This is a genomic window from Mariniflexile ostreae, from assembly GCF_042427585.1.
In the GTDB taxonomy this organism is placed as follows: domain Bacteria; phylum Bacteroidota; class Bacteroidia; order Flavobacteriales; family Flavobacteriaceae; genus Pseudalgibacter; species Pseudalgibacter ostreae.
This window is the reverse complement of record NZ_JBHMFC010000010.1, coordinates 96,252-122,746: the sequence shown is the minus strand read 5'-3', so window position 1 is coordinate 122,746 and position 26,495 is coordinate 96,252. Positions and strand designations below refer to the sequence as shown.

Annotated in this window: 25 protein-coding genes; 11 read left to right on the top strand and 14 right to left on the bottom strand. The window is 35.9% G+C overall.

What is annotated here, in order from left to right:
• Positions 1-11: 11 nt before the first annotated feature.
• The 6 genes from porM to ACFFU9_RS03865 all read right to left on the bottom strand — a co-directional run bounded on the left by porM (position 12) and on the right by ACFFU9_RS03865 (position 8,635).
• Positions 12-1,571 carry a type IX secretion system motor protein PorM/GldM gene (gene porM, locus ACFFU9_RS03890; protein WP_379860064.1) on the bottom strand — a complete coding sequence of 520 codons (1,560 nt, stop codon included), beginning with the start codon at positions 1,569-1,571 and terminating at the stop codon, positions 12-14.
• Positions 1,572-1,619: 48 nt separating this feature from the next.
• A complete protein-coding gene (gene porL, locus ACFFU9_RS03885; protein ID WP_379860063.1) occupies positions 1,620-2,261 on the bottom strand; it encodes a type IX secretion system motor protein PorL/GldL in 642 nt (213 codons plus the stop codon).
• Positions 2,262-2,357: 96 nt separating this feature from the next.
• Entirely contained in the window at positions 2,358-3,728 is a 1,371-nt protein-coding gene (gene porK / locus ACFFU9_RS03880) for a T9SS ring complex lipoprotein PorK/GldK (protein ID WP_446685828.1), read from the bottom strand.
• Between the two features lie 164 nt (positions 3,729-3,892).
• Entirely contained in the window at positions 3,893-5,059 is a 1,167-nt protein-coding gene (locus ACFFU9_RS03875) for a formimidoylglutamase (protein WP_379860061.1), read from the bottom strand.
• Between the two features lie 142 nt (positions 5,060-5,201).
• Complete coding sequence (gene topA, locus ACFFU9_RS03870; RefSeq protein WP_379860060.1) at positions 5,202-7,691, bottom strand: type I DNA topoisomerase; 2,490 nt, start codon at positions 7,689-7,691, stop codon at positions 5,202-5,204.
• 134 nt (positions 7,692-7,825) lie between these two features.
• Entirely contained in the window at positions 7,826-8,635 is an 810-nt protein-coding gene (locus ACFFU9_RS03865) for a hypothetical protein (protein ID WP_379860059.1), read from the bottom strand.
• Between the two features lie 186 nt (positions 8,636-8,821).
• On the opposite strand from ACFFU9_RS03865, the gene miaB reads away from it, so the two are divergent.
• The 8 genes from miaB (at position 8,822) to ACFFU9_RS03825 (ending at position 16,589) form a co-directional block, all read left to right on the top strand.
• Complete coding sequence (miaB, locus tag ACFFU9_RS03860) at positions 8,822-10,270, top strand: tRNA (N6-isopentenyl adenosine(37)-C2)-methylthiotransferase MiaB (protein ID WP_379860058.1); 1,449 nt, start codon at positions 8,822-8,824, stop codon at positions 10,268-10,270.
• Between the two features lie 113 nt (positions 10,271-10,383).
• The gene (locus ACFFU9_RS03855; RefSeq protein ID WP_379860057.1) at positions 10,384-11,652 is read left to right on the top strand and encodes a sigma-54 interaction domain-containing protein; all 1,269 of its coding nucleotides are present in this window, start codon (positions 10,384-10,386) and stop codon (positions 11,650-11,652) included.
• Between the two features lie 54 nt (positions 11,653-11,706).
• A complete protein-coding gene (lptE, locus tag ACFFU9_RS03850; protein ID WP_379860056.1) occupies positions 11,707-12,213 on the top strand; it encodes an LPS assembly lipoprotein LptE in 507 nt (168 codons plus the stop codon).
• A 101-nt stretch (positions 12,214-12,314) separates the two neighbouring features.
• Positions 12,315-13,274 (top strand): DUF8458 domain-containing protein, encoded by a 960-nt coding sequence (locus ACFFU9_RS03845; RefSeq protein WP_379860055.1) that lies wholly within the window; start codon positions 12,315-12,317, stop codon positions 13,272-13,274.
• Positions 13,274-13,642, top strand: a complete 369-nt coding sequence (gene secG / locus ACFFU9_RS03840) for a preprotein translocase subunit SecG (RefSeq protein ID WP_379860054.1) — start codon at positions 13,274-13,276, stop codon at positions 13,640-13,642. Before ACFFU9_RS03845 ends, secG begins: the two co-directional genes overlap by 1 nt.
• Before the next feature lie 177 nt (positions 13,643-13,819).
• Positions 13,820-14,095 (top strand): co-chaperone GroES, encoded by a 276-nt coding sequence (locus ACFFU9_RS03835; protein WP_379860053.1) that lies wholly within the window; start codon positions 13,820-13,822, stop codon positions 14,093-14,095.
• Between the two features lie 141 nt (positions 14,096-14,236).
• Positions 14,237-15,865 carry a chaperonin GroEL gene (gene groL, locus ACFFU9_RS03830; protein WP_379860052.1) on the top strand — a complete coding sequence of 543 codons (1,629 nt, stop codon included), beginning with the start codon at positions 14,237-14,239 and terminating at the stop codon, positions 15,863-15,865.
• 241 nt (positions 15,866-16,106) lie between these two features.
• A complete protein-coding gene (locus ACFFU9_RS03825) occupies positions 16,107-16,589 on the top strand; it encodes a hypothetical protein (protein ID WP_379860051.1) in 483 nt (160 codons plus the stop codon).
• A gap of 2 nt (positions 16,590-16,591) precedes the next feature.
• Here the strand turns inward: ACFFU9_RS03825 and ACFFU9_RS03820 are convergent, their stop codons facing one another.
• The 7 genes from ACFFU9_RS03820 to rsgA form a co-directional block, all read right to left on the bottom strand.
• Complete coding sequence (locus ACFFU9_RS03820) at positions 16,592-17,569, bottom strand: polyprenyl synthetase family protein (protein WP_379860050.1); 978 nt, start codon at positions 17,567-17,569, stop codon at positions 16,592-16,594.
• Positions 17,570-17,801: 232 nt separating this feature from the next.
• The gene (rlmN, locus tag ACFFU9_RS03815; protein WP_379860049.1) at positions 17,802-18,842 is read right to left on the bottom strand and encodes a dual-specificity RNA methyltransferase RlmN; all 1,041 of its coding nucleotides are present in this window, start codon (positions 18,840-18,842) and stop codon (positions 17,802-17,804) included.
• A gap of 427 nt (positions 18,843-19,269) precedes the next feature.
• Complete coding sequence (gene queA, locus ACFFU9_RS03810; protein ID WP_379860048.1) at positions 19,270-20,319, bottom strand: tRNA preQ1(34) S-adenosylmethionine ribosyltransferase-isomerase QueA; 1,050 nt, start codon at positions 20,317-20,319, stop codon at positions 19,270-19,272.
• A gap of 196 nt (positions 20,320-20,515) precedes the next feature.
• On the bottom strand, positions 20,516-21,736 hold the full coding sequence (locus tag ACFFU9_RS03805) for a 3-phosphoshikimate 1-carboxyvinyltransferase (RefSeq protein WP_379860046.1): 1,221 nt from the start codon (positions 21,734-21,736) through the stop codon (positions 20,516-20,518).
• Positions 21,737-21,771: 35 nt separating this feature from the next.
• Positions 21,772-22,098 (bottom strand): nucleotide pyrophosphohydrolase, encoded by a 327-nt coding sequence (locus ACFFU9_RS03800; RefSeq protein WP_379860045.1) that lies wholly within the window; start codon positions 22,096-22,098, stop codon positions 21,772-21,774.
• A 27-nt stretch (positions 22,099-22,125) separates the two neighbouring features.
• Positions 22,126-22,578, bottom strand: coding sequence for a D-aminoacyl-tRNA deacylase (gene dtd, locus ACFFU9_RS03795; protein WP_379860044.1), 453 nt, complete (start codon positions 22,576-22,578; stop codon positions 22,126-22,128).
• 102 nt (positions 22,579-22,680) lie between these two features.
• On the bottom strand, positions 22,681-23,637 hold the full coding sequence (rsgA, locus tag ACFFU9_RS03790) for a ribosome small subunit-dependent GTPase A (protein ID WP_379860043.1): 957 nt from the start codon (positions 23,635-23,637) through the stop codon (positions 22,681-22,683).
• 84 nt (positions 23,638-23,721) lie between these two features.
• Between rsgA and ACFFU9_RS03785 the strand changes: the two genes are divergently transcribed.
• Entirely contained in the window at positions 23,722-24,171 is a 450-nt protein-coding gene (locus ACFFU9_RS03785) for a hypothetical protein (RefSeq protein ID WP_379860042.1), read from the top strand.
• Positions 24,172-24,229: 58 nt separating this feature from the next.
• Here the strand turns inward: ACFFU9_RS03785 and ACFFU9_RS03780 are convergent, their stop codons facing one another.
• Positions 24,230-24,649, bottom strand: coding sequence for a nucleoside-diphosphate kinase (locus ACFFU9_RS03780; RefSeq protein WP_379860041.1), 420 nt, complete (start codon positions 24,647-24,649; stop codon positions 24,230-24,232).
• Positions 24,650-24,926: 277 nt separating this feature from the next.
• Here ACFFU9_RS03780 and ACFFU9_RS03775 point away from each other — a divergent pair, with 277 nt between their 5' ends.
• Positions 24,927-25,946, top strand: coding sequence for a DHH family phosphoesterase (locus ACFFU9_RS03775; RefSeq protein WP_379860040.1), 1,020 nt, complete (start codon positions 24,927-24,929; stop codon positions 25,944-25,946).
• Positions 25,939-26,487: a gliding motility-associated peptidyl-prolyl isomerase GldI gene (gldI, locus tag ACFFU9_RS03770; protein WP_379860039.1), complete on the top strand. Its 549-nt coding sequence runs from the start codon at positions 25,939-25,941 to the stop codon at positions 26,485-26,487. The genes ACFFU9_RS03775 and gldI overlap by 8 nt, the downstream gene beginning before the upstream one ends.
• The last annotated feature ends 8 nt before the right edge of the window (positions 26,488-26,495 follow it).

Genomic DNA, 26,495 nt, shown 5'->3' with positions numbered 1-26,495 from the left:
ATTCCCTAACTCTAGTCTGTAAGCTCAATAAACACAGGAGACACCTTCTTAAGGATCACACTTACACCACTAGATCTAGCTTCAATATCAAATATTTGAACATCCGATCCACGTTTTGCTTTACTCAACACTTGTTTCGCTCTGCTGTCTAATTTATTTCCATTTATCTCAACTGTTGGTTGTCCAGACACTTTAAACTTAAATCCTGTAACATTTAAAGCCAATTCAAAATCGAAATCATCAAATTTAGCACCAACCGTAGAGATCTCAAGGCTTTTTCGTTGCATCTTAACCGTGCCGTCTTCACCTCTTACTGTACCTGTTGGTTTTGGTAAATCTTTAATTCTGAAAGTTGCCCTATCGCCTACGGATGTCCCTTCTATTTTACCAGTAACATTAATAGTCACTTCCCTTCCTTTAATAGTAGTTGCATTCATCATGTATTTACTACCACTAACCCTTCTTAAACCTGGAGCAGAAGCACTTACATTATTATCTGCTATTCCAGCAAATGAAATAGTCATAGGGTTATCGACACCACGATACACCACATTCATTTTGTCTGCAGAGATTGTAGCCGAGTTTGGTTTAGCTACTGTTGCGAATGATTGATTAACCGGCACTAAGGTTTCTACACCATCTTCCAAGAAAATCAAATTACCTTCAATCTTATGCTCTCCTACACCACCAGTATTGATTTTAAGTTTTACTTTACCATCTTCAATAGCATATTGATCTTCTGTAAGCGCTCTGCCATCCAATGTCAATTCTACTCTATTTGGCTTGGTGGACGTATCTTTACGGCCTAAAACAATTTCCCCATCAAATTGCTCATTGTTAAAGTAAGCCGATTTTGAGGTTTCCATTAACGTGGTGTAGTTTGTCATGGACACTTCACTAGAAAGCGTACCCTGCATCATATTAGATAACACTTCAGACTCAGTGGTTTTAATATCGGATTGTAATTGCGTCATTTTCGTTAATGAAGCTACCAAAGGAAACCCTTTATAATGGTAATCCAACCAATCTATTTTAACACCATCTCTATTAACTTCAGGTTCTGTACCAAATTTCTTTTTAACATCTTTTACAACATTTTGCATGCCTTTCTCATCAGATAGAATTTCGGCAACACCATTTTTAAATGTATTGATTTGATTTAAAAACTCTTCGCCCTCTGGTTTAAGCTTACTCCCTTTAAAGAAATTATTATCTAGATAATCGCCTGTATCCATGATTTCATAATCTCTAGGATTTTCGATTTTCTCTGTCATTTTAGCTTTTAAATCCTCTAAATACTTATCAAAATTACTTGCTAAAACATGTATTTGATCTGCTTTAGATTTTAAAGGCTGATATTTTTCTGGTTGCTCTGAAGCCTTCTGCTCCAATCCAGCCATAAAACTCAAGTTTCTTGAAGTTGCAGCTTCATTAGATTCTGTAAGCTTTTCATTCATTAATCCAAATGCTGAAAGCACTTCTTTTGACATATTTAACGCGAGCATCGCTATAAATATTAAATACATCAAGTTGATCATTTTCTGTCTAGGTGATAAATTTCCTCCTGCCATATTTAATTAGGTTTTTGGTTAATTAATAATTTGAGATAAACCCCCTAACTAGTTTTTGTTCATTGCAGACAACATACCCCCATAAACGCCATTTAAAGAAGACAGGTTTGATGCTAAGTATTGCATTTGTTCTTTTAATTTCGCAGCATTTTCTACAGACTCCTCATTAATTGTAGCTTGTTTGTTTATGCTTTCCAATTGTACTTTATACAAACTGTTTAAAGATTCCATTTGTGCGGCGGCCAAAGATAGTTCTTCGCCATATTTTTTTGTAGACTGAATAGCATCTACAGTTGGTGAAATTCCTCTTGCTGCACCCTCAAAATTTTTGATACTATCCCCTAAGCTACTTAGCAATTCACTATCAATTTTAGCTTCTTTTAATAACTCGTCTAATTTTTTAGATAACAGCCCCTCTGCTTCTTTAGGACTATTGTTTTTCTCTTTAGACGACGCCACGCCTCCTGCCAGTTCTGGATACACTAAGGCCCAATCTAATTCGCCATCCACAGGTTCAAATGCTGATAATGCAAAGATAATGGCTTCGGTTACAAGACCAAGCGTTAACATGACGTTACCTGTTAAAAATCCAATTTCATAATGCGTGATTTTAAATAAAGCTCCAATGATTACAATAGATGCTCCTAATCCGTAAGCCATATTCATGACTTTTTTGCTTAATACTGCCATAATTTTCGGTTTTTTAAAAATATAAGTACATTACATACTTAAGTAGGTTAATTGAATGGTTATTTATTATTAATATAATGCGATTCTCAATACGGTTTATCGACCACTGCCACTTGCTGTTACTTGTGTCCCCATGTAATCTTGAACAGTTCTAAATCCGATATAACTTCTTGCAGAATCTGCATATTCGTAATCTCTGGTACTAACTTGCAAGAAGTACGCAACGTCCTTCCAAGAACCTCCCCTTACTACTTTACGTTGGTTACTTGCGTCGTTAACAGACGGGTTTATTGTTGAAATATATTCGTAAGATGAAGGATCATAAGAAGCATTTACCCATTCTGCCACATTTCCTGCCATGTTATATAAATTGTAATCGTTTGGATCATAAGACTTAGCCTCAACGGTATACAGAGCTTGATCTGCTGCATAATCACCTCGTACAGGCTTAAAGTTGGCCATAAAGCAACCTCTATCGCTTTTTGTGTAAGGGCCACCCCATGGGTAGGTTGCTGCTTGCAATCCACCTCTTGCAGCATATTCCCATTCAGATTCTGATGGTAACCTGAAAGAGTTTACTAGCGCCGCTCCTTTTTTCGATTTTTGGTATGAGTTTTTCCATAAGGTTCGCCATTGGCAGAATGCTTTTGCTTGTTGCCATGTGACCCCTACCACAGGATAATCCCCATAGGCATCATGCCAAAAGTAATCATTATGCATGGGTTCATTATAAGAATATGCAAAATCTCTAATCCATACTGTAGTATCAGGGTACACTTGCACCTCTTCCTTTATAATAACGTCTTTACGCTCTAAATTTCTGTTTTTAGCAGCCTTTTCAATATCCATATAGGTATATTGAAACTTAAATTTCTTAACATCCCAGGTGCGCTGCCCATTATAAGATTCTGCTAATGGGATATACATCGTGTCCATAACCTCTGCATAATACTCGTCTGGATACTTCGAGGTATCAAAAATAAGGTCTACTTTTTTATTAAGCTTTCTACCCTCGTGACCCGTTGGCCCTAAGCCTGTGTAGTTATCGTACATGTATTTTTCATACACATTCATTTCATCTACATTCGCATCAACAAAAGCAAATTGCCCGATACCTGATTCATCTCCAGGAGCAGCTCCCACCTCATCGGCAAGAATGGCAAGTTTGGTTCTAATAGTGGAATCCCTTACCCAATTTACAAATTGGCGGTATTCGCTATTTGTAATTTCCGTAGCATCCATATAGAATGATCTTACGGTTACTGTTTTTGCAGGAGAATCGTGGATACTCGCAAGGTCGTCGTCTGCTTTACCCATAATAAAAGCGCCGCCTGGAATCAATTCCATTCCATAAGGTTTTTCTGGGTGCCATTTTTTTCCTTGCACTCCAACTAGCTCTCCTCTATCTTTAGAGCCACAACTAGCAAGCAATAGTAATACTGCGGTTAATAAAACAAACTTCTTCATATTCATAGAAAACTCGAGGTTAATTATTTTGGTTCCATTTTTTGAGAGCGTAAACATATTTATATAAATTTTAAAAAACAACTTTTTTTATAAAAAATACACGCTTCATCGTAAAAAATATGCATTTTACCGATAATATCAGCCATATAGTCATACTTTACTTATCATACACAGTTCTTCTGAAAGGCTTTATACCAACGGTCTGGAATAGTATTGTTGCATGCTTCTATATAATCTTGATGTGTGCAAGGTAATAACGTATGTCTTTTTAATTTATTATTGACTTCAGATAAAAAAGGGATTTCAATCCACCAACGTCCCGTTTTTATACTTTTATAAAAAATCAATTCTTGATCATCTATCAAAGTGATAAACTTTTGATAGTTGTTTTCATTTGAAAAATCATCATCCTTCACCCTGTAGTTAACCCCTTCTATAAAATACCAAATCATTTGTGCTACTAGCATCGAGGTTAACTCGTCGTCCATGGAAGGTTTATACTCATAAATACCAAAAGAAGACACCTTATTACTAATGCCCGCATACCGCGCAATAGCACATATTTCTTTGCCATCTATACCATTTGGAGAATGTTTTTGATGCGAACTGACCTCTGAGCCTTTTACAGCCGACAAATCGATACTTACGATATTAGCATCTCTTAAAACAGGTTCTACAATTGTAATATCTTTTGATATTTGTCCTAATCTATAAGATTCAAAATATAGCTTTTCCATCAAATCTATCTCTTCTTGCGAATTAAAATAGGTTTGATATCCAATAGTAGCATAATTAAATAGATTAAAGGGCTCTTCTAGCACGATTTTCCCAACAAAACTATTATTCTTTATCGGTTTTTGAGAATCGCCAAAATCGAACTTACAGTCTACATTTACCAAGTTAACCATAGGCATTAATGCATCATAAGCCCTATAATTTGCATAAGTAAGATCTTGTGTACCTCCCAGTATAATGGGAATGATGTCTTTTTTGACCAAAATGCCAATAACTTCTTTTAGTGCGAAATATGTATCTTCTACAGTTTCACCTTTATTTATGTCGCCTAAATCGGCAACGGTAGTACTCCAACTGCCTGGAAAAAGTGAATAAAAAGATTTCCGGATATCGTTTAAGCTAAAGGGTTCCCCTATATAATTAACATCGTTTCTATTTTCCAGAACACCTATAATGGCAATGTTAACAGCCTCTAAATCTGGAATACCATCTTGTTTGGAATGTATGCGCAACTTCCTGCCTAATATCTGTGCCGATAGCAGCTCATTGTATACTAAGACAGAATCTGGTACTGGAGAAAGAAAATTAAAGTTCATGAAATTAATAAATTGTCCTTATTTTTTATGAAAAACAAATATGCACATATATTGATAACTGTATTTTGAATCCATAAAAATAACGTTCTATACGTTTTCAATATATAAATAAGTGTTGCTTTTATTTAAAGCACCCACAAGGTTATTTTTTCTTAGTAGCTGTTTTTCGTTTTGTTGCTTTTTTCTTGGGTGCGTTTTTTTCAATCAATGCAACAACCTCCTCAAGCGTTAACTTTGCAGCATCAACGGTTTTAGGCAATTCAATCTTGGTCTTACCTTTTATAATATTATGTCTGCCCCAACGTGCTTTTTCAACTCTAATGCCTTCCTCTTCCCAATTATGGATAACCTTATCAATTTCTTTTTGAATTTTGGTTTCTATCAATTCCACAATATCAGCATCGGATAAATTATCCCAATCGTATTTTTTATTAACATTGATAAACATGTTGTTCCATTTAATATATGGACCAAAACGTCCTTTACCTTTTTGAACAGGTAAGTCTTGAAACATATATATAGGAGCGTCTGCTTTTTCTTTTTCTTTAATTAAAACAATTGCATCATCGAGTTCCACACTTAAGGGATCTACGCCCTTTGGAAGCGACACAAAAGAATCTCCAAACTTAACATAAGGTCCAAAACGCCCATTATTCACTTCAACTATTTCTTCCTTATAGGTGCCTAAATTTTTAGGAAGCTGAAACAAGTCCATGGCCTCTTCATAAGTAATGGTATTTAGTTGTTGATCGGGGCTTAAACTAGCAAATTGAGGCTTCTCTTCATCATCCACAGTACCTATTTGTACCATAGGACCAAACTTACCTAAACGCACACTCACCTGTTTTCCAGACTTTGGGTCGGTTCCTAAAATACGTTCACCAGACTCTCTATCGGCATTTTCTTGAACATCAACCACAACAGGATGGAAGTCTTTATAAAAGGCTTTCATCATTTTCGTCCAGTCTTCTCTACCTTCTGCTATTTCATCAAAATCTGCTTCAACTTTTGCTGTGAAATTATAATCTAAAATATGCTCAAAGTGATTCACTAAAAAATCGGTAACAATAGTACCAATATCCGTTGGTACTAGCTTTCCTTTATCTGAACCAACTTTTTCACTTAAGGTTTTATCTTTTACAACGCCTTTCTTTAAAGTTAATTGAACATAGTTACGTTCCTGTCCTTCAACAGTACCTTTTTCAACATAATTTCTATTCTGGATAGTCGAAATAGTAGGTGCGTACGTTGACGGACGACCGATACCTAACTCCTCCAACTTCTTAACCAAAGATGCTTCTGTGTATCGTGCTGGCGGACGTGTATACCGTTCCGTTGCTGTAATATAATTATTAAGTAAAATCTCGTTGGTTTTCATGGCCGGCAACATACCATCTTGCTCTACATCTTCATCATCAGTACCTTCTAGATACACTTTTAAAAACCCATCAAACGTAATGACTTCACCATTTGCTGTAAAAAGTTCTTTATGCGATGAGGCACTTATTTTTACATTGGTACGCTCCAGCTCTGCTTCACTCATTTGTGAAGCGATTGCACGTTTCCATATTAAATCGTATAACCGCGATTGATCTCTATCAATATCTACGGCATGTATTGAAAAATCGGTTGGTCGTATCGCCTCATGCGCTTCCTGTGCGCCTTTTGCCTTGCCTTTATAGTTTCTTGGCTTACTATATTTTACTCCATAAGCATTTTTTATCTCTGCTTCAGCTCCTTTTCTGGCCTCATCTGAAAGATTGACACTATCTGTTCTCATGTAAGTGATCAAACCAGCTTCATAGAGGCGCTGAGCCATCGTCATGGTTTTACTTACCGAAAAATATAATTTTCTTGCTGCTTCTTGTTGTAATGTAGAGGTTGTAAAAGGTGCAGCTGGTGATTTTTTAGCCGGTTTCTTTTCTAAATCTGAAACCTTAAAATCTGCTTTGATATTCTTTTCTAAAAAACTTTGCGCCTCTTCTTTTGTTGAAAAGTTTTTTGGTAATTTTGCTTTAAAAGTCTGACCTTCTTCATTGGAAAACTCGGCATCAATTCTATAAGATGCTTCAGAATTAAACTCATAAATTTCACGTTCTTTTTCAACAATCAAACGTACTGAAACCGATTGCACACGACCTGCCGATAATCCGCCTTTCACTTTTCGCCATAATACAGGAGACAATTCGTACCCCACAATTCTATCTAAAACACGTCGCGCTTGCTGCGCATCTACCAAATCATAATCTATACCTCTTGGGTTTTCAATAGCTTTTTGAATAGCTGTTTTGGTGATTTCATGAAAAACAATACGCTTTGTTTTCGCTTTATCCAATTTAAGGGTTTCTGCCAAATGCCATGCAATAGCTTCACCTTCGCGATCCTCATCACTCGCTAACCAAACCATATCGGCTTTTTTAGCTAAATCTTTTAGTTTTTTTACAACCGCTTTTTTATCAACGGATACCTCATATTTTGGTTTAAAATCACCTTCTACATCAACCCCTAATTCCTTGGAGGGTAAATCGGCAATGTGCCCGAAGCTAGATTCTACTTTAAAATCTTTTCCTAAAAATTTTTCTATTGTTTTTGCCTTTGCAGGAGACTCTACTATCACTAAATTCTTCGCCATACTACGTTTTTTGAAGGTACAAATGTATATGAAAAAAAGTTTATCTACCTCATTTTATAAATTAACTCTTTTTATTGTCTGCCCAGAACACCTTTAATGTCCCTTTAAAAAATGAGATGTTATACCTATATATGCTATTGCATTTCCCCTATTTTATCAATATCGCTCTTTTGATCAAAACCAATAACATCTTTATATATTAAATACGGAGGCAAATAGAAAATGGCTATGGTAAACAATATCCCGATACCACAAAGGATAATCCCAAAACTTCCTAGAATCCCTGTAACCATCATTAAACCAAAAATTAACATCCATTTTTTAGTCCCCAAGTTAAAGCTCAAACTAAATATCTCGTTGCTTTCCAGTTCTGGATTAAAGGCAAACATTACAACAAAAAGTGTAGAGTACACACTAAATACAACTCCTATAAAAACGCCTAAGAACGATGCCGTTTGAGGTGGTAAAAACTTTTCAAAAGCAAAATTAATCAATGATATTAAAAAAGACAAAGCAGCTATGGTTAATATTTTACCGAGGTATTTTCCTTTAAAATAAAAGAAAAAATCTGAAAACAAAAACCCCTCTCCAAAATCAATTTTTTTAACCATCCTATAAAACCCCGCGGCCAAAACAGTGCTTAAGAAACTCATTAAAAACGTAAGCCCTAAAATTTGATATCTAAATTCATCCGACTGTAACATAAGGATAGATGCATCATTAGGATTATAATCGCCACTTTGAACTTGTTCTATTACTACTGAGTATATAGGCAAATAAATAATGATAAAAAAAGGAACCGCTACAATAAGAATAAGAAGTATTAACAAAAATCCCTGTAACCATGTTTTTTTGAAAAGCGCTATACTTTTACTTAAAATATCCCCAAAATCGAGGGCTCCACAGGTATTGATTTTATCGTGTATAAATGAGTAGTTATTCATAAAGAGATGTTAGGTTAAAATAAGTTCAAAGAAAATACTTCTGCCGATATATCCCAAATTTATTGTTTTTTCATTTATGACACTTTGTCACAAATCACAAATAAATTGTACCTTTGCAGCGGCCTGCTGTAAGGGAGGCAAAGAAAATAAAAAATAAAGTCCATTGAATTATTAGGACCCTATATTATGGAGAACGTTATAGACGAGAACAAACAAGGTGAATCATTGGTTTTAGAACAAAAAAAAGATAACCAACGCAAACTTTTTATTGAAAGTTATGGTTGTGCTATGAATTTTAGTGATAGCGAAATTGTAGCTTCTATTATGGCAAACCAAGGCTATAACACCACACAAAATCTGGAAGATGCCGATTTAGTTTTAGTAAACACCTGTTCTATTAGAGATAAAGCCGAACAAACCATACGCAAGCGCTTAGAGAAATATAATGCCGTAAAAAAAACGCACAATCCCAATATGAAAGTTGGGGTTTTAGGCTGTATGGCAGAACGTTTGAAAACAAAGTTCCTTGAAGAAGAGAAAATCGTCGATTTGGTCGTTGGCCCAGACGCCTACAAAGACCTACCAAATCTTTTAGCCGAAGTTGAAGAAGGAAGAGATGCCATTAACGTTATTCTTTCTAAAGACGAAACCTATGGCGACATATCGCCTGTACGTTTAAACACGAACGGTGTTACAGCGCTAGTATCTATTACCCGTGGCTGCGATAACATGTGCACGTTTTGCGTGGTGCCTTTTACTCGTGGTCGTGAACGTAGCCGAGAGCCACAAAGTATCTTAGAGGAGATTCGTGATTTGTGGAATAAAGGCTATAAAGAAATAACATTATTAGGGCAAAACGTAGACAGTTATCTTTGGTATGGCGGCGGCCTTAAAAAAGATTTTGAAGCTGCCAGTGCTATCCAAAAAGCAACTGCTGTAAATTTTGCTGATTTATTGGAGCTTTGCGCCAAGGCACAGCCTAAAATGCGCATTCGATTTTCAACATCCAATCCACAAGACCTCACGATGGATGTTATCGAAACCATGGCGAAATATCAAAACATTTGTAATCATATCCATTTACCCGTTCAAAGTGGCAGCAATCGTATTTTAAAAGAGATGAATCGCTTACACACGCGTGAAGAATATATGGCACTTATTGATAATATTCGTCAAATTATTCCAGATTGTACCATAAGCCAAGATATGATCGTAGGCTTCCCTTCTGAAACTGAAGCCGATTTTCAAGATACGATATCGTTAATGAATTACGTAAAATATCATTTTGGATATATGTATACCTATTCGGAGCGCCCGGGCACTTTGGCTGAACGCAAGATGATAGATGATGTACCCGAAGCTATTAAAAAAAGACGCTTACAAGATATTGTAGATTTACAAAGAGCACATAGTGAAATTAGAACCAAAGCCTTTTTAAACACCGTTGTAGAAGTTTTGGTAGAAAAAGCATCTAAAAAATCTGATGCGGAGTGGTCTGGTCGATCTTCACAAAACGTGGTGACCGTTTTTCCAAAAGAGCATTATAAGGTTGGAGACTTTGTTCATGTAAAAATAACCAGCTGCACAAGTGCCACCCTTATTGGTGAAGCTATTGGTTTAAGTGAGAATAATTAAAAAAGCAGAGCCCATAACCAAAGTCCGATATATTAAATATCCGGTTTATGGCGCTTTCTAAAAAAAATAAAGCCTGGACTCTATGGGTTTTGGTTTTTGAATCTTATAAATAAATGGAATCAGTTCAAGCAATAAAACAACGATTTGGTATTATAGGTAATAACGCCGCTCTAAACCGTGCCATAGAAAAAGCCATTCAAGTATCCCCTACCGATATTTCGGTGTTGGTTACAGGCGAAAGTGGTGTTGGTAAAGAAAGTATTCCTAAAATAATACACCAACTATCCCACAGAAAACACAATAAATATATTGCCGTAAACTGTGGTGCCATTCCTGAGGGCACGATTGATAGTGAGCTATTTGGTCATGAAAAAGGATCCTTTACAGGAGCTACACAAACCCGTGAAGGGTATTTTGAGGTAGCCGATGGAGGCACCATTTTTTTAGATGAAGTGGGAGAGCTGCCATTAACCACACAAGTGCGCTTATTGCGTGTTCTTGAAAACGGCGAGTTTTTAAAAGTAGGATCCAGTAAAGTACAAAAAACAAATGTTCGTATTGTAGCCGCTACAAACGTAAACATGTTTGAAGCCATTCAAAAAGAAAAATTTCGTGAAGACTTGTTTTACAGATTAAGCACTGTAGACATCCACTTACCCCCTTTACGCGACCGCCAAGAAGACATTCACTTGCTGTTTAGGAAGTTTGCAAGTGATTTTGCGCTTAAGTACAAAATGCCTACCATTAAATTAACAGACCAAGCCGTACAGGTACTTTTAAAACATCGATGGGCAGGTAATGTGAGGCAATTACGCAATATAGCAGAGCAATTATCTGTACTAGAACAAAACAGGACCATAACGGCCGAAACCCTTCAAAGTTATTTACCAAATTCAAAAACCAATTTACCTGCTGTTATAAAAACATCCAAAGCGGAAAGTGATTTTAGCAGCGAACGTGAGATTTTGTATAAAGTCCTTTTTGATATGAAAAGTGATTTAAACGATTTAAAAAAGCTCACATTGGAACTGATGAAAAACGGAAATGCCAAAGAGGTTGAAAAAAAGAATGAAAGCCTAATTCAAAAAATTTATGGAAGTTCTGATGAAGATGATGCCGAATATGAAGAAACCACTGAAGAATCGGAACTATTATCAATTCCAGAGCACAAAATAGACCATTCTGAATCGTTAAATAAAAGCGATAAATATCATTTTGCAGAAGAGATTCAAGAAGAAGAAACCTTGTCTTTACACGATAAAGAACTGGAACTGATAAAAAAATCCCTTGAGCGCCACAATGGAAAGCGTAAATTAGCTGCTGCTGAACTGGGAATTAGTGAACGCACCTTATATAGAAAAATAAAACAATACGATTTATAATCTTAAAAGAAATAACCCTTTGTCATTCTTGTAAAGGCAACAGCTCTATAATCCATGAAATACACCTCATACTTTCTTCTTTTTTTTGCTAGTATAACCCTTACGGGTTGCGGCTTTTATTCGTTTACAGGGGCATCTATTCCTCCTGGCACCAAAACCTTTCAAGTGAACCGCTTTGAAAATGTTGCGCTTCTTATTGAACCCGGCATTGAAAGAGATTTTCAAAACACACTCATTCAATTGCTAGAAAATCAAACCAATTTAAGCAACGTAAATTCTGGTGGCGATTTAATTTACGAAGGAGAAATTACGGAATACCGCATTTCCCCAACCACTGCCACGGCACAAAGTACTGCGGCACAAAACAGACTAACCATTTCGGTGAGGGTACGCTTTTTTAATAGAAAGAAAGTGGAGGATGATTTAGAACAAACTTTTTCGTTCTTCTATGACTATCCTGGAAGCGCACAGCTTATTGGAAGTCAAAAAACCACGGCCATTGAAGAAATTTTCGAACGTATTACACAAGATGTTTTTAATGCCACACTGGCCAAATGGTAGTGCTATTTCAGATATTATAAAGTCCTGGTTTCGAACGTTAAGAGATCCTTTATGAGCATAAATAAATTAATTTTTAAAAATTACTAAATTTGGCTGAGCCAATGAACAGCACCGATTTCACATACATACTCCAACACCCGCAAACGGTAACGCCGCAACAAACCCGTGATGTAAAATCAATTATTGATCGATACCCTTATTTTCAAGCGGCACGCGCGCTTTATCTTAAAGGTTTAAAAAATCAAGAAAGTCCAAATTATAATCAAGAGCTAAAAATAACCGCGAGCTATACCACAGACAGAAGTATTTTATTCGATTTTATTACATCGGAAGCTTTCACTCAGAATGAAATATCAAAATTCATAAAGAGACATAAGTCACAACTTCTAGACATTCCCGTGGTTGCAAAAGACATTTCGGTAGACAAAAGCATTGCTCTCGATTATATTCTAAACCAACAGGTAGAAGATGCTAATAGCGTTTTTAACCCTGCACTATTTCAGCCTAAAACTCCTCTTAACAATCCCTCTTTAGACAATCTTAAAACTCCTGAAAGCCCTACCTCCCTTCCAAAACAGGAATTATTAGATGCTGAAGCCATTTTAAAAATAGGCCAACCTCTAGAGTTTAACAAAAAAGAAAACCACTCCTTTAACGAATGGTTAAAATTAACACGCTTCGAACCCATACATCGAGAAGCCCCAAAAGACATTCCTGTTAAAACAGAAAAAACAGAAGACATTGCGCCCAAAAACTCATCCCCTGATGCTTTAGAACGTGAAAAAAAATTTAAATTGATTGACAAGTTTATTTCTAAAAACCCCAAAATACCCTCTGTCAAAACCTATGTCCCTAGTGGGAACATAGCCAAAGACCGCATGATAGAACCTGAAACTTTAATGACGGAAACGCTGGCCCGCATTTATGTTGAGCAAAAAAATTATAAAAAAGCAATTCAATCTTATAAGATTTTAAGTTTGAAATATCCAGAAAAAAGTAGTTTCTTTGCAATCCAAATTAAAGCAGTAGAACTTTTACAAGAACAAAATAACAAATCATAATGAGTACGTTTACAATATTTTTAGCCTTAATCGTAGTCGTAGCATTTTTGCTGATCGTAGTAATCATGGTGCAAAATCCAAAAGGTGGCGGATTGTCATCTTCATTCGGTGGCGGTGGCACACAACAATTAGGAGGTGTAAAGAAAACCACAGATTTTCTAGACAAAAGTACCTGGACACTGGCAACCGTTATGCTGGCCTTGATTTTATTATCTAATGTCGCCATTAATAAAGGTGGAGCAACTACAGATTCTAAAGCATTGGATCCTAATGCAACCACCACACAACCGTTGCCAACAATACCTACTGCGCCATCGGCACAGCCCATCACTAATGATGCTCCTGAAGCAGAATCGGTTCCGGAATAATGGAACACCCTTATAAAAACAAAAAAATGCCAACTATTAAATAGTTGGCATTTTTTTTTGTAATTACTGCAAGTTTGTCAGCAATCCACTATTGGCACAATTTTCGAATATCAGCTTATGCGTTTAAGAATGAAATTAAACGTTATAAAATTAATTAACTTAAAAAATCATATAACAATGGGGTTAAACATTAAACCACTAGCAGACCGAGTTCTTATTGAACCATCTCAGGCCGAAACTAAAACGGCTTCTGGAATTATCATTCCTGACAATGCAAAAGAAAAACCGCAAAGAGGGACCGTTATCGCTGTTGGAACAGGTACAAAAGAGGATCCTATTACCGTTAAGGTTGGTGACGCTGTTTTGTATGGTAAATATGCAGGAACAGAACTTAAATTAGAAGGTAAAGATTACTTAATCATGAGAGAGAGCGATATCCTTGCAATAGTTTAACCGCTCGTTTTCAATTCCTTCATCCTAACAAGACAGGTCTAGTTAGGGATATCTAGAAAAAAACATTAATTAATACGTAAACAACAGATTTCCTCCCCATATCAATGAGGGATTTAATGGAATGACAAAAAAACATATAATATGGCAAAAGATATAAAATTTGATATTGAAGCACGCGACGGAATTAAACGTGGTGTGGATGCATTAGCTAATGCTGTAAAAATAACATTAGGCCCTAAAGGCAGAAATGTTATAATAGGTAAATCATTTGGAGCACCACAAGTCACAAAAGACGGGGTAACGGTTGCAAAAGAGATTGAATTGGCCGACCCGCATGAAAATATGGGAGCACAAATGGTGAAAGAGGTAGCCTCTAAAACCAACGATTTAGCAGGTGATGGTACCACTACCGCTACTGTTTTGGCACAAGCTATTGTGAAAGAAGGTTTAAAAAACGTTGCCGCTGGAGCAAATCCTATGGATTTAAAACGTGGTATAGATAAAGCCGTTGCCGCTATTACAGAAGACCTTGAAAAACAAGCAAAAAAAGTAGGGAATTCATCTGAAATGATTAAGCAGGTAGCCTCTATTTCGGCAAATAATGATGATACTATTGGCGAATTGATTGCAACGGCTTTTGGTAAAGTTGGAAAAGAAGGTGTTATTACTGTTGAAGAAGCAAAAGGTATGGAAACCTATGTGGATGTTGTAGAAGGAATGCAGTTTGACCGCGGATATTTATCACCATACTTTGTAACGGATTCGGATAAAATGATTGCCGATCTTGAGAACCCTTACATTTTATTGTTTGACAAAAAGATTTCAAACTTACAAGAGATTCTTCCAATATTAGAGCCAGTAGCACAATCTGGTCGTCCGTTATTAATTATTGCAGAAGATGTAGATGGCCAAGCCTTAGCTACATTGGTAGTAAACAAACTACGTGGTGGTCTTAAAATTGCAGCGGTTAAAGCGCCAGGCTTTGGAGACAGACGTAAAGCAATGCTTGAGGATATCGCTATTTTAACAGGAGGAACTGTAATTTCTGAAGAAAGAGGCTTTACTTTAGAAAATGCCGATTTATCTATGTTAGGAACAGCTGAAACCGTAACTGTAGATAAAGATAATACGACTATTGTAAATGGATCTGGAGATGCAGAAAGCATTAAATCTAGAATAAACCAAATTAAAGCTCAAATTGAAACCACTACAAGTGATTACGATAAAGAAAAGCTTCAAGAGCGTTTAGCTAAATTAGCTGGAGGTGTTGCTGTACTTTATGTAGGCGCTGCCAGTGAGGTTGAAATGAAAGAGAAAAAAGACCGTGTAGATGATGCACTTCATGCAACAAGAGCTGCCGTTGAAGAAGGTATTGTAGCAGGTGGTGGTGTCGCTTTAGTAAGAGCAAAATCTGTTTTAGAGAAAATCACTACAGCAAACCTTGATGAAGTTACAGGTATTCAAATTGTAGCACGTGCTGTGGAAGCACCATTGCGAACCATTGTAGAAAATGCAGGTGGCGAAGGTAGTGTGGTCGTTTCTAAAGTTATGGAAGGTAAAGGCGCTTTCGGATACGATGCTAAAACTGAAACCTATGTAGATATGTTGGAAGCTGGTATTATCGATCCTAAGAAAGTAACCCGTATCGCTTTAGAAAATGCTGCATCTGTTGCGGGCATGATATTAACTACGGAGTGTGCTTTAATTGATATTAAAGAGGAATCTTCTGGTCCAGGACAAATGGGCGGAGGCATGCCAGGCATGATGTAATTAAAACATAAAAAAAGATGTTAAAACGTCTTAATTCTAATAGTTATTAGAATTAAGACGTTTTTTTATATAAAAAAATAATTTCTGAGTCAAATTTTCAAATCAGAAAAAGAAAAAGAAAAAAATGGATGATAGTAAATTAAAAAAAGAACAAGAGCACTTTCTCCTCTCCCTTTTGCATGATATTTGATAGATGTTATGGCAAAAGGCAAAGGAAAAGACTTTACAAACTTTTTATACGATGAAAAAAACGATACTAACAATGGCTATGGGCATGATTTCAATGCTTTCTTTTTCACAAACCTATCAGCTTGAAACCATCTTTTCCGATAAAAGCACAGAAACCTACCTTTCCTATTGGAAAGTGCTTGAATCTAGCCATGATGTCGAAATGGACTCTTTTTCCTTGTGGGGACACCAACTTTTTTTTGATGATTGGGCCAATGGTGCTTATGAAGTGGAATATTTTAAAGGTAATTCAAAAGAAACTTTCAAATTTTTGTCAGCGATAAATCAGTTTACGGAAAAATATAAAAACACAGATAAAGTTGTCACTCAAATTTCTGGTGTTCGGGTAAAAACTATAAAACAATTAGGCTTTAAATACACCCTTGTATATAACAAAGATAATCAGGTAGTTTGTAAGTTTAAAGAAAAGCATTGGTTAGAAATGCTATCTAAATTCATTCTTTTTTGTGAAAAGTCGAATATTATTTATAAATAGATTTATTTTTTTCTATCAATCACATAATTCACCATAAGAACTAAGGATTTTTTATAGGCTGATTCTGGATATTTTTCAAGTAATTCTAGCGCCTCTAACTGAAAGGCCTTCATTTTTGTAACGGCATAATCCAAGCCCCCATGCTGTTTCACAAAAGCAATTACTTCTTTAACCCGTTTAGAATCCTTATTATGGTTTTTAACAGAATTTATAAGCCAGTTTTTATCTTTTTTTGAAGCATGGTTTAGCACATATATTAAAGGCAATGTCATTTTTTGCTCCTTAATATCTATCCCCGTTGGTTTTCCTATTTGCGTATTACCATAATCGAACAAATCGTCTTTAATTTGAAATGCCATTCCTATAAGTTCACCAAATTTACGCATGGTTTCAACATGTTTGGAATCTGGTTTTACAGAGGCCGCCCCCAAACTACAGCAAGCCGCAATTAAAGTTGCTGTTTTCTGTCGGATAATTTCGTAGTAAATAGCTTCGGTAATATCTAATTTTCGAGCTTTCTCAATTTGGAGCAATTCGCCCTCGCTCATTTCTCGAACGGCAATAGAGATGATTTTAAGCAAGTCAAAATCATTATTATCAATACTTAAAAGCAAGCCTTTTGAAAGTAAATAATCGCCAATTAAAACGGCTATTTTATTCTTCCATAATGCATTTATAGAAAAAAATCCTCGACGTCTATTACTATCATCTACTACGTCATCGTGTACTAAAGTTGCCGTATGTATCAACTCGATAACCGATGCACCTCTATATGTGCGTTCGCTTACCTCGCCATTGGAAACCATTTTAGCGACTAAAAAAACAAACATGGGGCGCATTTGCTTCCCTTTTCTGTTTACAAGGTAGTGTGTGATCCTGTTGAGTAAGGCAACCTTGCTAGCCATAGAAAGTTGAAACTTTTGTTCAAAAAGTTCCATTTCATAAGCTATGGGTTGTTTTATTTGTTCTACTATTTTCAAAAGTGAAATTAAATTCTAGCGAATTTACTAATAAACTTAAACTATAACTATTTACAAGGCAAAAAAACAATAGTTTTTGATCTGTAGTAGGATGCATAAATCTCTTTTTAAAAGACAGCCCTTGTATTGAGAACAACATCATCTCTCACACTTAATTAATAAAATTTACAAGTATGGGGTTGAAATTGAAATACCTTTCCATTTAAAAGCCTTAGGGTTATCAAGCTATCACCTAGCTTTTATTTGCTAATTGTCCGCAAGCGGCATCAATATCTTTACCTCGACTTCGGCGTACATTAACAACAATTCTATTTTTTTCCAATGCTGAAATGTAGTTTTCTAAAGCATCATGGGACGCTTGTTGGAACTCACCATCATCGATAGGGTTGTATTCAATTATATTCACTTTACAGGGTACATGTTTACAAAATGCAACAAAAGCGTCGATATCTTTTTGACTATCGTTGATCCCTTTCCAAACCACATACTCATAACTGATCTTGCGCTTAGTTTTGGCATACCAATATTCCAAAGATTCTTTTAAATCTTGAAGCGGAAATGTTTCATTAAAAGGCATTATGGACGTTCGCACTTCATCAATAGCAGAATGGAGGGAGACCGCTAAATTAAATTTCACATCATCATCGGCCATTTTTTTTATTATTTTAGGCACTCCAGATGTAGACACGGTGATACGCTTTGGCGACATGCCCAGCCCTTCGGGGGAGGTAATCTTATCGATAGCCTTGATAACGTTATTATAGTTCATTAAAGGCTCTCCCATACCCATAAACACGATGTTGCTTAAGGGTCTATTAAAGTAAAGCTTGCTTTCATTGTCTATAGCGACCACTTGATCGTAAATTTCATCGGGATTTAGGTTCCGCATACGTTTTAAACGCGCCGTGGCACAAAACCTGCAATCTAAACTACAGCCTACTTGACTGGATACACATGCTGTGGTACGCGTTTTTGTGGGTATTAAAACAGATTCTACAATAAGCCCATCATGTAACCTCACCGCATTTTTAACTGTACCATCGCTACTGCGCTGCATGGTATCTACTTTTATATGATTGATTACAAAATGATCTTCCAGCATTTGGCGTGTTTCTTTTGATACATTGGTCATATCCTCAAAGGTATGTGCCGATTTTTGCCAAAGCCACTCGTAAACCTGATTGCCACGAAAAGCTTTATCACCCTGACTTACAAAAAAATCCCGTAATTGATCTTTTGTTAATGCACGAATGTCTTTTTTATCTGTTGCCATAATCCATCTTATGTTTTAGTTGGATGTCTCATCATAAAACATCCGTTTTCCCGTTAGATTGCCTTAGAAAAAGTACGCATAGCTTACGCTGTGTTTGATTTTCTGAATGGTATTAAAGAAAAAAACATCCTTTTTCTTTAATATCAAATCCGAGCAACAACCAGAATACCGCAAAAATAGTGAAAGGATTTGCGTTTTACGATTTTTGATTGCGAATTATGAATTGGATTTACTATTTGCATTAGGGATTGCAGCGGCATCCTTTTTAAAACTGAACTTTAACTTCCGTTCCCCTTTTTCATGATGGAGTAGATGGGAAAAACGAATCACGTATGGGCAGATATTTTAAAAAGATATAGCGGAAAGCCCGACCCTCTAGGGTAATGCCCAAAAAAAAGCCTTGTTAAAACAAGGCTCTTATATTTTTTTATATGATTAACATGGCATCGCCATAGCTATAGAATTTGTATTTTTCTTTAACCGCTTCTTCATATGCTTTTTTAAGAAAATCGTGTCCTGCAAATGCCGATGCCATCATTAATAGCGTCGATTTTGGCGTATGGAAGTTAGTAATCATACAGTTGGCGATACTAAAGTCGTATGGAGGGAAAATAAACTTATTGGTCCAACCGCTCACTTCGTTCAGTCTGCCGTTTGAAGACACAGCACTTTCAATAGCTCTCATGGAGGTTGTACCAACCGCACAAACACGTCTTTTAGTTTCTATGGCATTGTTTACTATTTTTACGGCCTCTGGTCCAATAAACAATTCTTCACTGTCCATTTTATGTTTAGAAAGATCTTCCACTTCTACAGGATTGAAAGTTCCTAAACCTACATGAAGTGTCACTTTTGCGAAATCGACACCTTTAATCTCTAAACGTTTTAAAAGGTGTTTAGAAAAATGCAATCCTGCGGTTGGGGCTGCAACGGCACCTTCTTTTTCTGCAAAAATGGTTTGATAACGTTCTTCATCTTCTGGCTCAACCTCTCTTTTAATATATTTAGGAAGTGGCGTTTCACCAAGTTCCGTTAATTTTTTTCGGAATTCTGTATACGATCCATCATAAAGAAAACGTAAGGTACGACCTCTAGAGGTGGTGTTATCGATAACCTCTGCCACCAACATATCATCATCACCAAAATAAAGCTTGTTCCCTATTCTTATTTTACGTGCTGGATCTACTAGAACATCCCAAAGGCGTTGTTCTTCGTTTAATTCCCGTAGCAAAAACACTTCTATTCTTGCTCCTGTTTTTTCTTTATTACCATACAATCTTGCAGGAAATACTTTGGTATCATTAAGAATCATCACATCTTTTTCGTCAAAATAATCGATAAGATCCTTAAAGGATTTATGCTCAATGGTTTGTTTGGCCCTGTCCAGAACCATTAAACGAGATTCATCTCTGTTTTCAGCTGGGTGTTCTGCTAATAACTCATCAGGTAAATTGAAGCCAAATTGTGATAATTTCATGTATTTATTGTTTAAGGTTTTTATGAATTAAATAGAACTTTCTCTAGCCATAGCACCTGTTGTAGAGGTTTTAAGGCTTTTGAAAACCCTATAAATAAAAATCATTTCCGTTTTAGATGAAAATGCCTTTTGTTTTTACAAGACTGCAAAGATACAACCTCGAGATAGGGGTTGTCAAGTAAATAAGGGTTTATTATTAAGTTATTTCAAATCCCATACGTTTTAAATCTTCCCAGAAGCTAGGGTACGATTTAGAAACCACTCCCGCATCTTCAATAATAAGGTTTGTTTTTAACGCTAGAGGCGCAAACGCCATTGCCATCCTATGATCGTGATATGTGCCAATGGACACCATATCGTTTATTTGATTCGATGCCGATAAATGAAGTGATTTATCTGTGATAGCAACCTTGCCTCCTAGTTTTTCTATTTCGTTTTTTAAAGCGACCAGTCTATCGGTCTCTTTTATTTTTAAAGTATGAAGTCCTGTTAAATCACAGGCTATACCCAATGCGAAACAAGTAACGGCTATGGTTTGGGCTATATCAGGAGCATCTTTTAAATCTACGGCCAAAGGTTTTAAGGGGGATGATTCTTTTATTAGAGTCATTTTGTTATCCTTAAAAACTGTAGCAATACCAAAATGTTTGTATATGTCGACTAAAACAGAATCGCCTTGCAATGAGTTTTCTTTATAAGAAGACAATGTGATTTCGCTGCCTAAAGGACTAATGGCCAAAATACTAAAATAATAAGAGGCCGAAGACCAATCTGATTCTACCACCAATGTTTTGGGCTTTAGTTTTGCTGTATTGGGTTTTACGGTAATTACATTTCCAATAAAAGAAGCCTCTACTCCTATTTCATCCAATAACGATAGGGTCATATTTATATAAGGTACCGAAGTGATTTCGCCCTCTAAAGTGAGTTCTAATCCGTTTTCCAGTTTTGAAGCTACTAACAATAATGCAGAAATGTACTGACTGCTTACATTGGCTTTTAAGGATACTCGACACTTATTTAGTTTTTTTCCGTATATTTTTAAAGGTGGGCAACCTTCGTTTTCGAGATACTCAATATTGGCGCCAAGCTCTCGAAGTGCTTCTACCAAAACCTGAACAGGACGCTCTTTCATGCGTTGAGACCCCGTAAGCGTTATGGTTCGTCCTTCTTGGGTAGAAAAATAAGCCGTTAAAAAACGCATAGCAGTACCTGCATGACTAATGTCTATGAGGTTTGAAGAAGCGCTTAAAGCAGTAGTCATTAAATTACTATCATCAGAATTTGAAACATTTTTAAGAGTAAGCTCTGGATAAAGTGCTTTTAATAATAAAAGGCGATTAGACTCACTCTTAGAACCTGTAATTTCTATAGAAGATTGCTTTGCAATTTTAGATTTATGTAGTGTGATATGCATGCTTTTATACATTCTTTTTTAAACAAGTTGCAAATTTACTTTAATTTTTCGTTATTATGATGCCTATCATGATCCCGTTTCCCTTTCTTGTACATTCTTTTGTCAAAAGCATCTTGTAAATTTACACCTGTTTGGTTGGCCAAGCACAATACAACAAAAAGTACGTCTGCTAGCTCTTCTCCAAGATCCTTATCTTTATCACTTTCTTTTTCACTTTGTTCGCCATAACGTCTGGCTATAATCCGCGCGACCTCCCCTACTTCTTCGGTAAGTTGTGCCATATTGGTAAGTTCATTAAAATAGCGAACACCGTGTTCGTTTATCCAATCGTCGACTGCTTTTTGTGCGTTTTCTATGTTCATTATAGGATATAATTATAAAAGGTGTAATTATTCTTTATGTTTAGTATCTATTAGTATAGTAACAGGACCATCGTTTATCAAATCCACTTGCATATCTGCTCCAAACACTCCTGTTTCTACCGTTTTGCACAAATCCATTTCAACTTGATGTATAAATGCTTTGTATAATGGTATTGCAATATCTGGCTTGGCGGCTTTTATGTAGCTGGGACGATTTCCTTTTTTTGTACTGGCATGCAATGTAAATTGGCTCACAATTAAAGCGTTTCCCCCTATATCGATAAGCGATTTATTCATCACCCCTTTTTCATCATTAAAAATGCGAAGATTAGAGATTTTATTGGACAACCAGATAATATCGTCTTTTGTATCATCGTCAACAATCCCTAATAAAACGAGAACCCCAGTAGCAATAGTAGCTACTTTTTTATCTGCTATGGTTACACTTGCTTTTGAAACTCTTTGTATAACTGCTTTCATAAGCCATTACCTTCTAAAAAATATTTTTAATTTTTATTTTTAAAATAAAGCGCTCAAACTTTCAAGCCCTTTTAAAACAGGGCATTCTTGAGAAAAGCATTATTAATCCCAATCTTCGGTACGATAATGTTCGTCTTCACCTGCCACAATTTGCAAATAACTTCGGTATCGTGAAAAAGAAATTTCATCGGCATCCAAAGCTTTTTTAACGGCACAATCTGGTTCCTGCATGTGCATACAGTTGTTAAATTTACAATTTTGTTTTAATGCAAAAATCTCTGGAAAATAATCTCCTACTTCTTCTTTATCCATATCTACCACTCCAAAACCCTTAATACCCGGTGTATCGATAATTCTTGCACCGTCTGCATTTTCATAGTGCAAATCGAACATTTCGGCAAAGGTAGTGGTGTGTTGTCCTTGCATATGTTGCATAGAAATTTCTTTAGTTTTAAGATCTAACGTAGGCTCAATAGCATTTACCAAAGTTGATTTCCCCACACCAGAATGCCCAGAAAACATACTTACTTTTCCACGCATCAGCGCTTTTACTTTATCGATATTCTTACCTGTTAAGGCCGAAACCCCAATGCACTCATAACCTATTTTTCTATAAACATGTGCCAAGTATCTTACTTCGTTAAGGGTATCTTCGTCATAAACGTCTATTTTATTAAATAATAAAACAGTTGTTATAGAATATGCTTGTGCTGTAACCAAAAAACGATCAATAAAACTTGTTAAAGTAGGCGGATTATTGATGGTGACCAATAAAAAAACCTGATCTATGTTAGCAGCGATGATGTGGGTTTGTTTGGAAAGGTTTACCGATTTTCTAATAATATAATTAGAGCGATCATGTATCGTATTGATAATACCAGAAACCTGATCATTATTTTGTTCCAACTCAAAGTCTACAAGATCCCCTACCGCAATGGGGTTTGTACTTTTAATACCTTTTATTCGGAACTTCCCTTTAATACGGCACTCATAGGCCTCTCCCAATTCGGTTTTTACCGAGTACCAACTTCCTGTAGATTTATATACGCGTCCTGTCATTTGATTTCAAAATACAAATTAACAACTTTTCATTTGAAGAAAAAGAATATATTTACAGCCTAACTTAAAAACCAACCAAATCACATGAAAAAAACAGTATTTATTTTAAGTCTCGTCTTATTTTCTTTTTTAGAAACGCAAGCTCAAGTGGAGTACAAAGTTATTACCAGTGTAGAGTCTATTGTTTCTAGTGGCTTAGGGCGCTCTAGACTAATTAGCGCAAACGAAGAGAAGGACTATAAGGAGTTTACAAGTACCCAAACAGAAGATGATAATGGCCGTAACAAATCAGATCGCAGCGATATCAGGGTGAAAAACTTTGACGAAACCAAATTGTTGAACTTTTATAATATCGTTGGCATACGATTTCAAAATATTGCAGCGAATGATGCCGTAATCACTTCAAAGATCAATACTATGGTTGCAGAAGGCTGGGAACTAGCATTTGTGAATAGTGCTGTAGAGAGCGATGCTGGAAAAGGTGATAACCAAGGCATCTTTATAACCCGTTATATTTTTAAGCGTCAACTTTAATTTTAAAGCTAAAAAAACGTCCTAAATATATATAGGACGTTTTTTTATACTGAAAGTGTTAAAATATCTCTCTGCCTGAAAAATGAAAAACACTCTCTATAAGCGCATTTTCATCACTATCACTACCGTGTACTGCATTTTCTCCTAAAGATGTAGCAAATAATTTTCGTATCGTACCGTCGGCAGCATCACTAGGATTCGTTGCCCCAATTAATGTTCTAAAATCACTAACTGCATTTTCTTTCTCTAGTATAGCAGCAACAATAGGGCCTCTAGTCATAAAGGTCACTAATTCTGAAAAAAATGGCCGTTCGTTATGAATAGCATAAAAATTTTCTGCGTCTGTTTTAGACATTTGTGTCATTTTCATTGCTACAATTTTAAACCCTGAAGCTGAGATTTTTTCTAATATTGCGCCTACATGTCCGTTTTCTACAGCATCTGGCTTAATCATTGTAAAAGTTCTACTCTTTGCCATTTTTATCATTTAATATCATTGATTACAGGGTGTAAAAGTAACGTATTTCTTAATAAAAACAAGTAAGTCCTGTTTTTAACACTTTTTATGTTTTGAAAAAACGCACCTCTTTTTTAAATGCTAATAAAGCACAAAGTCTAGCTCTTTTTTTAATATCCCCACAACAAAAGCCTTTACCAAACGCATATAAAACATAATATTTTATTGTAATTTCGCCTTTTACAAGGCATCCATCGCTCACTATGGTGGGTTAAAAAAAATTGTATATTCGCTTTTTATGACGCAACAAGACATTTCCGATATAAAAGAATTACTGGCACATCCTAAAAAAATAGTTATTGTACCTCATAAAAATCCAGACGGAGACGCAATTGGCTCTACCTTGGCACTGTACCATTACCTTATAAAGCACAATCATTCGGCTACGGTAATTACACCTAATGACTATCCAAACTTCTTAAAATGGGTTCCTGGTGAAGACATGATTTTAAAATTTGATTCGCAGAACAAAGAAAGTCATGCCCGTATTGAGGATGCCGATATTATTTTCACACTTGATTTCAATGCCTTTCACAGAACAGGCCAAATGGAGCCTGCTTTGACAGAAAGCAAGGCCATTAAAATTTTAATTGATCATCATCAAGAACCTGATGATTACGCTAAATATATGTTTTCTGATGTTTCGATGAGCTCTACTTGCGAAATGGTATACCATTTTATCCATATGCTAGGCGACACGTCTACTATTAACGCTACTATTGCTACCTGTTTATATTTAGGTATTATGACCGATACTGGGTCTTTCAGGTTTAAATCGACAAGCAGCACTACGCATAAAGTCGTCGCCGATCTTATTGAAAAAGGTGCAGATAATGCAAACATACACAATCATGTTTACGATACAAATAGCTTCGAAAGATTACAATTATTAGGCTGTGCTCTTAGTAATTTAAAAGTGCTTCCCGAGTACCGAACAGCATACATTACTTTATCGCAAGACGAATTAAACCAATTTAATTATAAAAAAGGTGACACCGAAGGTGTGGTAAATTATGGTTTGTCTTTGGATAATATTATTTTTGCTGCTATTTTTATAGAAGATAAAGCCGAAGGTATTATAAAAATATCCTTACGTTCTAAAAACAACTTCTCGGTTAATGCCTTTTCTAGAGCCCACTTTGGTGGAGGAGGACATATTAATGCTGCTGGAGGAAAAAGCGACGTATCTTTAACCGATACCGTAGAAAAATTTATTAATATATTACCTAGCTATAAAAATGCCCTAAACCATGAATAAAAAAGCCTTCCTACTTATAGCCACACTTTTGGCTATGGGCTGTAAAACACCAGAGGCCCGCAGACCTATATCTGTTACCACAGGATCATTTATCGATGCCTCAGTTGCACGAAACCAGAGATTAAACGCAGAAGAAGAGGCGGAAATTGAAAGGATTATTTCAAAACAAGCCGATCATGAATTTATCGCTTCGGAAACTGGTTTTTGGTATTACTACAATACAAAAACAGAAATAGACTCTTTACAAACTCCCGATTTTGGTGATATTGTAAATTTTATTTATGATGTAAAAACACTTGACGGACATCTTATTTACTCTAAAGAAGAGGTGAAAGTTCGTAATTATGCCATGGATCAAGAAGCTTTGTTTTCTGGAATGCGTGAAGGCTTAAAGCTTATGAAATCTGGGGAAACAGCTACTTTTCTATTTCCTTCGCAAAAAGCTTTTGGATATTATGGCGATGAAAACAAAATAGGTACCAACATTCCACTTATGTGCGAAGTCACGGTTCATTCTATAACCGAAAACAAATCTAACTGATATGGGCT